11 protein-coding genes and 1 riboswitch are annotated in these 11,583 nt (G+C 33.0%); of the genes, 2 read left to right on the plus strand and 9 right to left on the minus strand.

Annotated features, from left to right (window positions below; all coding sequences use genetic code 11):
- Positions 1-329 precede the first annotated feature (329 nt).
- From prfA to AC2A1C_RS11625, 4 genes are all read right to left on the minus strand, one after another.
- Positions 330-1,412, minus strand: coding sequence for a peptide chain release factor 1 (gene prfA, locus AC2A1C_RS11610; RefSeq protein ID WP_484025880.1), 1,083 nt, complete (start codon positions 1,410-1,412; stop codon positions 330-332).
- 76 nt (positions 1,413-1,488) lie between these two features.
- Positions 1,489-2,793 (minus strand): APC family permease, encoded by a 1,305-nt coding sequence (locus tag AC2A1C_RS11615; RefSeq protein ID WP_484025881.1) that lies wholly within the window; start codon positions 2,791-2,793, stop codon positions 1,489-1,491.
- Positions 2,794-2,803: 10 nt separating this feature from the next.
- Complete coding sequence (locus AC2A1C_RS11620) at positions 2,804-5,197, minus strand: TonB-dependent receptor plug domain-containing protein (RefSeq protein WP_484025882.1); 2,394 nt, start codon at positions 5,195-5,197, stop codon at positions 2,804-2,806.
- A 76-nt stretch (positions 5,198-5,273) separates the two neighbouring features.
- Positions 5,274-5,382: riboswitch (SAM riboswitch) on the minus strand.
- Between the two features lie 145 nt (positions 5,383-5,527).
- Entirely contained in the window at positions 5,528-5,806 is a 279-nt protein-coding gene (locus AC2A1C_RS11625) for a hypothetical protein (protein ID WP_484025883.1), read from the minus strand.
- A gap of 142 nt (positions 5,807-5,948) precedes the next feature.
- Between AC2A1C_RS11625 and fumC the strand changes: the two genes are divergently transcribed.
- Both fumC and AC2A1C_RS11635 read left to right on the plus strand, forming a co-directional pair.
- Positions 5,949-7,343: a class II fumarate hydratase gene (gene fumC / locus AC2A1C_RS11630; RefSeq protein WP_484025884.1), complete on the plus strand. Its 1,395-nt coding sequence runs from the start codon at positions 5,949-5,951 to the stop codon at positions 7,341-7,343.
- 124 nt (positions 7,344-7,467) lie between these two features.
- The gene (locus tag AC2A1C_RS11635; protein WP_484025885.1) at positions 7,468-8,439 is read left to right on the plus strand and encodes an ion channel; all 972 of its coding nucleotides are present in this window, start codon (positions 7,468-7,470) and stop codon (positions 8,437-8,439) included.
- Positions 8,440-8,490: 51 nt separating this feature from the next.
- On the opposite strand, the gene AC2A1C_RS11640 is transcribed toward AC2A1C_RS11635, so the two are convergent.
- The 5 genes from AC2A1C_RS11640 to AC2A1C_RS11660 all read right to left on the minus strand — a co-directional run.
- Complete coding sequence (locus AC2A1C_RS11640) at positions 8,491-9,225, minus strand: hypothetical protein (protein ID WP_484025886.1); 735 nt, start codon at positions 9,223-9,225, stop codon at positions 8,491-8,493.
- Positions 9,225-9,728 (minus strand): hypothetical protein, encoded by a 504-nt coding sequence (locus AC2A1C_RS11645; RefSeq protein WP_484025887.1) that lies wholly within the window; start codon positions 9,726-9,728, stop codon positions 9,225-9,227. The genes AC2A1C_RS11640 and AC2A1C_RS11645 overlap by 1 nt, the downstream gene beginning before the upstream one ends.
- Positions 9,729-9,764: 36 nt before the next feature.
- The gene (locus AC2A1C_RS11650; protein ID WP_484025888.1) at positions 9,765-10,004 is read right to left on the minus strand and encodes a hypothetical protein; all 240 of its coding nucleotides are present in this window, start codon (positions 10,002-10,004) and stop codon (positions 9,765-9,767) included.
- A 333-nt stretch (positions 10,005-10,337) separates the two neighbouring features.
- A complete protein-coding gene (locus tag AC2A1C_RS11655; protein WP_484025889.1) occupies positions 10,338-10,820 on the minus strand; it encodes a hypothetical protein in 483 nt (160 codons plus the stop codon).
- Positions 10,821-10,835: 15 nt separating this feature from the next.
- A partial coding sequence (locus tag AC2A1C_RS11660) for a T6SS effector amidase Tae4 family protein (RefSeq protein WP_484025890.1) occupies positions 10,836-11,583 on the minus strand: 748 nt, incomplete at its 5' end.

Here is an 11,583-nt window from a genome sequence, read left to right on the forward strand (position 1 = left end):
TACTTTTGTCTTGTAGAAGTAAATGTAAGAATTTTTTGATGATTTTTTCTAAATAAACAGATCACTTCCTTCAGAGCTTTCTTATAATGATCTTATTTTTTACAAATAGATCTCCATTTCGCAGCTTCTTATTATTCTTTCTTTGGTGAATTTTTGTGTGAGCGATGGTAGCGAAAATCCTTTTTTTTTGATTCGGCGGCGAAGCCGCCGAATCAAAAAAAAAGATTGTAGCGGACGTAGCGACCCGAGCTGCTGCTTTGTTGCTGCGAGGGACACACCCAAATAAAAAAAGCGAACCTAAGTCCGCTCAATTTTTATAAAATAAAGATTTACATATCTTCATCTCCTTTCATTTTTTCTGCATTTTCTGCCATGATTACGGCATCAATCATTTCTGAAATATCTCCGTTCATGTAAGCATCAAGATTGTAGATCGATTTGTTAATTCTATGATCTGTAACCCTTCCTTGCGGATAATTGTAGGTTTTGATTTTTGCTGAACGGTCGCCGGTAGAAACCATTGTTTTTCTTTGGGCAGCAATGTCTCCAACTACTTCCTGTAATTTGATGTCGTATAATTTTGCACGAAGCATTTCCATCGCTAATTCTCTATTTGCTAACTGAGAACGCGCCTGCTGACAAACTACTACAATTCCTGAAGGTTTGTGAGTAAGTTGCACTTTGGTTTCAACTTTATTTACATTCTGACCTCCTGCTCCTCCAGAACGAGAAGTCTGCATTTCAATATCTGCAGGATTTATTTCTACATCTACTTCTTCGGCTTCAGGTAAAACTGCTACCGTAATTGCAGAAGTGTGAACTCTTCCTTGAGATTCGGTTTCCGGAACACGCTGTACGCGGTGAACTCCAGACTCAAATTTCATGATTCCGTAAACACCTTCTCCTTCTACTTTCATAATTAATTCCTTGTAGCCTTTTGCTGCTTCGTTGGAATCGGTTACTTCATGTCTCCATCCTTTAGTTTTGAAATACATGGAATACATTCTGTATATATCTTCCACAAAAATAGCGGCTTCATCACCTCCAGTTCCGGCACGTAATTCTACAATCACGTTTTTATCATCGGCAGGATCTTTAGGAATAAGTAAAACTTTTAGTTCTTCTTCCAAACCGGGAATTCTTTCCTGAGCTTCCAACTTTTCCATTTTTGCCAGATCTACCAGATCTCTGTCCGATCCATCAGCAATAATCTCATCCGATTCTTCGATAGTATCTAAAGCTGATTTATATTGATCGTAAACTTTCACAATTTTTCCCAAATCACTGTATTCTTTGTTTAAAGAAGAATATCTTTTTTGGTCTGAAATTACGTCTGGCTGAATAATAAGATCAGCAACTTCGTTGTAGCGTTGCTTTATGGCTTCTAATTTTGGAATTAGTGACTTCGACATTTTTCAAAAAATATTTGGGTGCAAAGATACAAAAAAGTAGTAGGTTGGAGAGAGAAAGCTAAAGGTTAGAAAATAATCATTCTTCTGAAGTATCAAGAGGTATTCTTTTATCAAACAAATACAATATAATTCCAATTAGTACGATTACCAGACCAATTAAACTTTCAGTAGGATTGCTAATGAGTGTGAAATATAAAATATAGCAACTGAACAAAACAAAAATGGTTGGGAAAAAATAAAACCAATTCGACTTAAACAATCTTCTGTCCGATTTTTTCAAGAAAAACGCTGCTGAAATTGCCAATGTAGAAAGCAATTGTAAAACAAAAGAAGTGTAAAGAAAAATTTGCTTGAAACTTCCTGTAGAAATGATTAAAATAGCAATTATAGAATGGGCAAAAATAGCTCTCACAGGAATATTTTTTTTGTTTTTTACAGCTAAAAACCGCCAAAGCCTATTTTCTGAAGCAGTTGCCTGAGTAATTCTAGAACCTACCCAAAGATAACCACTAATAGTTGCGACCAGTTGTAGTGCAATAAAAATATTCACGACTTTCCCGAAAGTATTACCAAACATATAATAGGCGGCAATTCCCATTACATCTTCTTTACCTTTTAGAGCATCAATTGGTGCGTGTTTCAGCATAATATAATTGATGAAAACATAACAAAAAGTGACAAAAACAGTTCCTATGATTAAAGATTTCGGAAGATTTTTCTGTGGCTTTTCTATCTCGCCTGCAATATAAGAAGCAGAATTCCAGCCGGTATAAGCATACGTTACAAAAACCAATGAAGTCGCAAATGCTGGAAAAAGAATCTCTTGCTCCCAACTATTGCCAAAATTAAGAGAAGTATGAGCCGAATTTTGGGACAATAAAACACCAATAATAATTAAAACAACCACAAAAATTACTTTAATAAATGTAAAAAAATTGTGGAATTTCCCTGAAATACTTAAACTAAAGGATAACGCAAAAGCAACTAATAAAATAATTGCAACTGCAAAAAAATTCCCGAGATCTCCCTGAAAAAAAGACATATATTTCGCCATTGCTAATGCTGCTAATGAAACCGGTGAAGAAAAGCCGATAATAAGAGAAATCCAGCTGCTGAGATATCCCAAAATTGGATGGTACGTTTTAGAAAGATAGATATAATCTCCACCATTTCCCTTGAAAAAAGTACCCAATTCTGCATAACAAAAAGCACCAAAGAGCGCTAAAACACCACCAATAAACCATAGCAAAAAAATAGTGATGGTGTTTTGCAGCTCTACAACCTGAAAACCCAAAGTGGTAAAAACGCCAGTACCAATCATATTAGAAATAACAATTGCTGTGGCTGTTTTCCAACCGATTTTGTTTTTTAGGTTTTCCATTTTATAATTTTTAGAAATTGTAATTCAATCTTCCGAAGAAGTAGTTTCCTGTAGTTCCCATCTGAACTGGGGCGTATTTGAAGACTCCGAAATAAGAATTTTCATACACTTGTAAATCCGGGAAAACATCAAATAAATTATTAGCTCCTACTGTAAAATTAATTTTCTTCGTAATATCATAGCCAACGCTAACATCTGTAACAACCTTAGGATTAAATTCTTGCACTACACCAAACGGAAAACCATCTCGGATTACTTTCCCAAAATACGTATTTCTCACCAAGAAATTAAATTTATTGATCTTGTAATTTAAACCTAAAGAGGCTTTAGTTTTTGGAGAAAGCGTCTCGATGATGTTAATTTGATCCGGTCCAAAGAATTCATCTTGTGAATGATTTGCCAAAACTTTTTCTGGGAAATTGAATTTGGTAATCTTCGTTTCGGTATAATTTCCTGCCAAGTTAATATTAAGATTTCCTACACCAATTGCCCAATCATAACTCACAACTAAATCAACACCTTTCGTCTCTGTATCTACTGCATTGGAAAAAAATCTTGCACTTTCTACACCATAAGCCGCAAAAGAAGGGTCGGAAAACTGACTGGTAATTACAATTCTGTCTTTTACTTTGATTAAATAACCATCAAGTGTAATAAATAGTTTATTAGCTGGTTTAAATGTAAATCCGGCACTCGCATTTACAGATTTCTCTTCTTTTAGTTTATCAAAACCTATTGCTTTTGCAACATCGCTATCATTAGTGAAAATCCCTTTGTTTACAATTCCACTTCCTGAAGTAGAAATATCAGAAAAAGAATTATTAAAATATTGTTGCTGTAAAGATGGCGCTCTAAAACCAGTACCCACTGCAGCTCTTACGGCAAAGTTTTTCAAAAATTCATATCTAAAGGCTAGTTTTCCTGTAAGCGCACTTCCGAAATCCGAATAATTTTCAAATCTTGCCGCTGCATCTACATTAAAATTTTCTAAATCGTAGGAAACATCTGCATAAATCGCTTCAGAATTTCTAGATTTTTTAAGTGCATTATTTGGAGAAAAACCAATGAATGATTGCGCTCCACCCAATGTTCCGGAAACTAAGCCATAATTTTTGTAAGAGGCTTCTTCACCTGCTTTTATTTGATATTGTTCAAATCTCCACTCACCACCAAAAGCGATATTAATGTTGTCGATTTTTTTAGAAATATCTACATTGAAGGTATTTTGCAAAAATCCGTGAGAACCTGCATTAAATTCTGTAGGAGATTGTGCACCCAATGAAGCATTGTTGGTATTCTTTACATCATAGTTGAATACGTTGCTTCCGAAGGTATTGCTTAGATCTAAAGTCCAATTATTGTTTTGATATTTAGTGCCAATAGCATAAGAAAAATCATAAATTTTAGAACCTAAAATAGGCTGAAAACCATTAGGAAAAATCGATAGTACTACGTTAGAAGTTTCGCTTGGCAGTCTTCTAAAACCGAAACCTTCTCCTTGTTTTATACTCGCTCCCCCAAAAGAATAGAGATCCCATTTATCGTTTATTGGATATTCTGCATTTAAAAACAATTGCCCTTGTTTTATCTGTGCATCGCCAACTTGAAAATTAAAATCATCACGAGTTAAACCTCTTTGTGCGATAATAGCATCATCATTTGCTCTTGCTTGGTTGGGGTCATCAGCAAAATCATACGCAAAATTACTACCGAAAATATCTAGATTATGATTTTGAGACCTATTCGTTTTTCCTCTATGGCTTAATTGAAGGGATAGATTTATAAAACCTTTGTCCTTACTTAAAGAAGTCCCATAATTAGCTCCTGCTTGATACGTTTCACCATCATTTCTTCCTGTAATTCCGTAGGTAATGGAAGCTGAAGCACCTTGATTTTTCTTTAAAATAATATTGATAACACCGGCAATAGCATCAGAACCATATTGTGCTGCTGCTCCATCTCTCAATACTTCTATTCTATCAATAGCAGTTACGGGAATGGTGCTTAAATCTGTTCCTACAGAACCATTCCCAACGGTATTTTGATAATTAACCAAAGAAGTAGTATGTCTTCTTTTACCATTAATCAAAACTAAAACTTGGTCTGGACCTAAACCTCTTAAAGTAACAGGATCAATATGTTCTGTTCCGTCCGATGCCGATTGTCTTACCGAATTAAATGACGGGATTACATAATTCAATAAATCCTGAACCGTATTTTGTGGAGCACTTTGCTGAATTTTTTGAACCGAAATAACATCTACAGGAACCAACGTATTTGTTTTCGTACGATTATTCGCTCGGTTTCCTACCAATACAACAGTTTCTATGTCTTTTTCTGTAACTTCCTGTGCTTGAAGGTAAAAAGCACTTAATAATAAAACGCTAAAGGTAAATTTTTTCATTTCTATATATTTTTATTTTAAATCAAGAAATGCAAAAGGAAACCTATAGAAACAAAAAAAATAAATACTTAATTTTTTCTTATCTATCCTATAACTAGGTTGGAATTAGCACCATTACACAATTCAGAATATGTTGGTTGCTAAGGTTTCTAAGGGCCAAATCCCTCCACCTTTCTTGATAAGTTTTGTGTTGCAAAAATAAAGGTATTTTTTTATTTTCAAAATTTTTTCAAAAAAAATACTCTCAAATTTTGAGAGTACTCTGTTATATATTGTTTTGCTTTGATATTACTTTCTTCAAATTCAGGGAAGAAAGCAATGACATCAAAATTAATGATGACCGTGACCGGAATGTACAAAAGGACCGTCTCCTTTCGGCTGATTGTAGATGATTTCCACACCTTCCTGTTCAAAGATTTTTTTTCTTCTGATGTCTTCCGGATCGAAAGGTTTCGTTTTTCCGAAATATTCAGCCAAACCTTGTGTAAGCCAAAGTGGAATGATAAACCCAAAAAACATAAAAATACACCAAAATCCTACTAAAAACATAGTAAAGAAATATACCGTCCAAAGAAATTGGTAAAATGGCCAAAAAGATGATAGTATCATTTTTCTAAATATTTGAGGCAAAAATAGACTATTTTTTCTTTTTTGCAAAACGAATTTCTGATGAATTTTGTCATTTGCTGAAAATTGGGAATTTTACTACTTTCGTGTATTCTCATTTATAAACATAAACATCTAAAAATATATGAATTACCGTATCGAAAAAGACACGATGGGAGAAGTGCAAGTACCGGCAGATAAATTCTGGGGAGCACAAACCGAGCGTTCACGAAACAATTTTAAAATCGGACCGGAAGGAAGTATGCCTCAGGAAATTATTGATGCATTTGCTTACCTCAAAAAAGCTGCCGCTTTCACAAATGCCGAATTGGGTGTTCTTTCCACAGAAAAAAGAGATCTGATAGCAAAAGTCTGCGAGGAAATTCTGGAAGGAAAACTGAATGACCAATTTCCTTTGGTGATTTGGCAAACCGGTTCCGGAACTCAAAGTAATATGAACATAAACGAAGTGATTTCCAACAGAGCTCATGTGAATAATGGTGGAACTTTAGGAGAAATATCCGAAGTTCATCCGAATGATGATGTGAACAAATCCCAATCTTCCAACGATACCTATCCAACTGCAATGCACATCGCCGCTTATACAAAAGTGGTAAAATATACGCTTCCTGCATTGGAAAAATTGAGAAACACTCTGAACGAAAAAGCTCAGAAATTTCAAAATATTGTAAAAATCGGGAGAACGCATCTGATGGATGCTACTCCACTTACTTTGGGGCAGGAATTTTCAGGATATGTTGCGCAGTTGGATTATGCTAAAAAAGCGATTGAAAATACGTTAGATCATTTAAAAGAATTGGCTTTAGGCGGAACTGCTGTCGGAACCGGACTCAATACTCCGAAAGGTTATGATGTGTTGGTTGCAAAATATATTGCAGAATTTACCGGACTACCTTTTGTAACGGCACCCAATAAGTTTGAAGCATTGGCTGCACATGACGGAATTGTGGAAACACACGGAGCGTTGAAACAACTGGCGGTTTCACTTTACAAAATTGCTCAGGATATTCGTCTTTTAGCTTCCGGGCCACGTTCCGGAATCGGAGAAATTTTTATACCTGAAAACGAGCCGGGTTCTTCCATTATGCCGGGAAAAGTAAATCCAACACAAAATGAAGCGATTACAATGGTTTGCGCTCAGGTTTTAGGGAACGATACTACGATTTCTTTTGCAGGAACTCAAGGAAATTATGAACTGAATGTTTTTAAACCAGTAATGGCGTACAATTTTTTACAATCTGCACAGCTTTTGGCAGATGCAATGATTTCCTTCAACGATCATTGTGCGGTAGGAATTGAGCCGAATGAACCGAGAATCAAAGAATTGGTAGACAAATCTTTGATGTTGGTTACTGCTTTGAATACACATATCGGTTATGAAAATGCAGCAAAAATTGCAAAAACTGCACACAAAAACGGAACTACTTTGAAAGAAGAAGCCATCAATCTCGGATTGGTAACTGCGGAACAATTTGATGAATGGGTAAAACCGGAAGATATGGTAGGAAGTTTGAAATAGAATATTTTAATAGCTATTATAAATCAGCCCTTTCAGAATTTTGAAAACTCCGAAAGGGTTTTTAAATTCAGACAATCTTTATATTTGCATGGTCAATTTTATTTTTTGAAAATTGATAAAAAATATGGCATTAGGTTTTAGAAAAAGAATTCAGCAATATTCATTTGATAATAGCGGTTTCGGAACCAGTTCATCCGGAAGGTTTATCAATAAAGACGGATTGCCCAATATCCGACGAAAAGGAGTGAAATTTTTAGATCAGTTTAGCTGGTATCACACGATGCTCAATCTTTCTACCTTTCGTTTTTTATCTTATTTGGTAATTGCCTATATATTTGTCAATTTACTTTTTGCTTTCATCTATTATTTAATTGGTGTTGAACATCTTACTGGTATTGATAAAAGCAATACCATGAATGAATTTATAGATGTTTTCTTTTTCAGTTCACAGACTTTTACAACAGTTGGATACGGAAGAATTGCTCCGGTTGGTTTTATGGCAAGTCTTGTTGCTACGTTTGAAGCATTTCTGGGACTTCTAACTTTTGCAATTGCAACAGGTCTATTTTACGGAAGATTTTCAAGACCACGAGCATATTTAAAATTTTCAAAAAACATTCTTATTTCTCCGTATAAAGATACCCGAGCTTTGATGTTTCGTCTTGCTCCCTATAAAAATAACGCTCTTACAGATGCCGATATTACGCTTTCTGCTGCCATAGAAATCGTTGACGAAAACGGGGAAAAGAAAAATAATTTTTATTTTTTGGAAACAGAAGTGAAGCGCATCAATACATTGGCTCTCAACTGGACCATTGTTCATAAGATTGATGAAAGCTCACCTTTTTACAATTTCACAAAAGAAGATTTTCAAAATGTAGGTATCGAAATCATTGTTCACATTCGTGCTTTTGATGAAGTATTTTCCAACACGGTGGTACAAAGAACTTCTTATATTACTCCCGAAATTGTGTACGGAGCAAAATTTATCCCCATGTTTTTTCCTGCTGAAAACGGAGAATCAACGGTTTTGGATTTGGAGAAAATCAGCACTTTTCAAAATGTAGAAATTCCTGATTTGGAAATTGTTTCATGAATAGAAATCTAAGCATATTAAAACATTTTACAGGGCACAATTCTGTTATGTTCAAGGTTGAATCTTTAAATTCCATAGAATATAGTTTCTTATATATCCCTTTTCAATTTCTATAATTTCTAATGGATAATATTTCTCTAAGATTTCTCTTATTCTACAAACCGGATGAAAAACACTCTTAATATTTTCTGAAATCCACATCTCTGAAAAAATTTGATTTTGTTCTTCGGGAGAGTTAAATTCAGGAAACTCAGCATTAGTTTCTGCATCTATCAATTCTGTATAAGAAACCAAAACCTTAAAACATTCTATTCCATTGATTACTTTTCTTACTTTTCTAAATTCCTTTATTTTTAAATCCTTTATTTTTTCAAATTGAAACTTAAATGATATATCATTTTTAGAATTAGGAAAATCATAATACTCTTTTGCGTTTTTAGTATTGATATAAACGCTTCCAGATAATATATCTCCATTCTTTTTTGTCTCATATCGTTGAATAATACTATCATTAACATATTTATAATGAAATATCTGTTGATATTGCTTTAGATCATTATTAGAGATACTATTTATAAAATCGTTTTTTTCTTTTTTTGATGTAGAATAAATTTCAAAAATTTCATTTATTTTGTCTAAATCCTGTGATACTTCTTTTTTATATATATCAATATCAATAATAGAATCTTTTCTTATAAAAGAGATTTCTTTTACGTTAATACTATTTTGCGCATAAAATAATATCCCAAATTGTAAAAAAAATATCAATAGAATCTTTCCTTTCATTATTTTACTTTTATATATCGCAGATAATCTCCTTCTTTATATTGCATATTATTCTCCTTAGTTGCGGGTACAAATGGAGTAAAAACATATAATGCTAAAGCACCGTCTTTTTTACGGTAGTAAATATCTATATTTCCCCCACCATTAAATTTTTCGTTATTCACTCTCAGATCTGAAAATGGGGGTTTTTCATTATAATCATTAGTATACTGTAACTTACCATTATATTCTTTTAATTCTAATTCTCTGTTTTTGTAGTTTATATAGTTTGCAGCAGTAAAAGAAGAATCGCTTCTAATTTTAAACTCTAATGCTACACTATCATGTATGTTGTACCTTTTTTTAGAGTTCTTATCTAATTGATATTCCCCTACTAGTTTACTAAAAGGCAATTCTTTAGATTCATCAAAAATGGCAAAGTCCTCATTTAATATTGCTTTTGGTCCATAATCACAACTCAAAAGAGTTGTGATTAAAAAAAATGTTAAACTTATTTTTTTCATAATTCTATATTTTTATGGAACCGTAACAATTTCATACTAACCAAAGGTTTCACCAATAGTTCCGCCCAAATGTAGACCTTGTCCTCTTGGTTTATCCGGAATTATGCTGTCATTGCCATGATTATTATCTCCATTATTCAATCCTCTCGTTCCAGACTCCCATCCTGTCTTATTTTTTACGATAAATGTTAATTTATATTGATTTCTTCCTAAAGAAGTAATGCTAACAGTTGTAAGGTATGATCCTAAACAAAACTGCAAACCATCTAATTGCATTATTGTATCAATCGTAGCATCAAATCCGAATCCCCAATTTCCGCCAATGGTAGCTAAATTACCTTTTCTAATATTATTAATTGCTGTTTTCCTTAAATCTACAATTTTCCTTGTGGGGTGAAGTTTATCTTATCTTTTTATATAGTTTATATATTAGGTAAATAATAATAGAATTAATCCTAAACATTCTAATATAAACAAGTAATAACTAATTCATTAGTAATTTCTTTCATGTTCAATTTTTTATAAGTCAATAAATTTATTTTTCATCATAGATATTAATTTTAACTCATATGATTTTGATAAAAAATATTGTCTTTTCTTATGTTCATGTTATTTATTATCTTTTCCCCATAACATTTTGTCCTCTTTTCTTCTTTCTTTATAAAATTTTCTTGCAACCGAATCTAATTCTCTACTTTCATAATAACTCAAACATGTTGAAATAATAAAATTTTTACCTTCCAATTCTTTTTCATTTTCTACATGAATATATGGAGGTGGTAGCTTCATTATTATTTTTTTTGCCAAACTATCTTGTATAGAATCTTCTCTTATAAATGGGTCATCACTCATAGAAAATAAATCTTTTTTAGCTATTAACTTTCCAATCTCCATATTAAGTTTATCCCCATAACCATGCCTTAGACATTTATAGAAAACTTCGTCACGAAATCTTTTAGTGTAAAAAATTTGTTCAGCATTCTTTTGAGAACTATTTTCGCTTCGATATTTAAATTTAGGTCTTTCTCTAATTTCGCATGAAATAAGCGATAGAAAGTAGACAATAAAAATTGTTTTTTTTGCTTTTATCATTGCTTATATTTTAAATTATTGAAGTTTCCATATGTCAATATATGCAATCGGTGCATCATAAAAATGGCAGCCATTGATACAGGTTGCGTTCGATTGTAATATATCAGCATGTCCAGATGCCCAATTGTTATCACTTGAAACAAGCGAATATATACCTTTGATATAAACATTTATGTTGGGTGTAGATAAATTACTGTCAATTAATAGATTAGGTAAATTCGCACCATGAACACCAGCTTGTGTGGATGTAATGTTAATATGATTAGCATTAAATGGTGTTGTTTGGGTTGCCGGATTTGTTCCAAAAGTTTTTCTCATCCAAGTATTCAATTTTTTTGCACTCAAAAAATAATACTTACCATCTCCTCCTTTAAATGTCTGGTTCGGCAAATTAGGTATTATTACTCCAGAATAATTTAAGGCTCTAGAAACTCTTAAAGCACAAGCATTATCGTAATCGTGATCATTATTAGGGTTAGAATCATTTAAAACACCATCTCTCAAAGCTTTTGGAGTACCACCAATAAGATTATATATTGTAGAACCAGGTAAACCATTTCCATTTGCATCTTTAGGAAAACCATCATAGTATTTTTGCCAAGTAGGCAAATTTTGTTTTGGAAAAGTAAGATTTGGATTATCCCAATATGTAGTATCGTAATCTTCACCTGCCTTCCCTTCCGAAGTTCCCATGAACCAATTACTAAACTGCGTCCATGTTGTGTTAGGATTTTGCATAAAGAAATCTATTGCCCAGTTGTGG

This window comes from Chryseobacterium sp. HNCC26DJ241, from assembly GCF_057180505.1.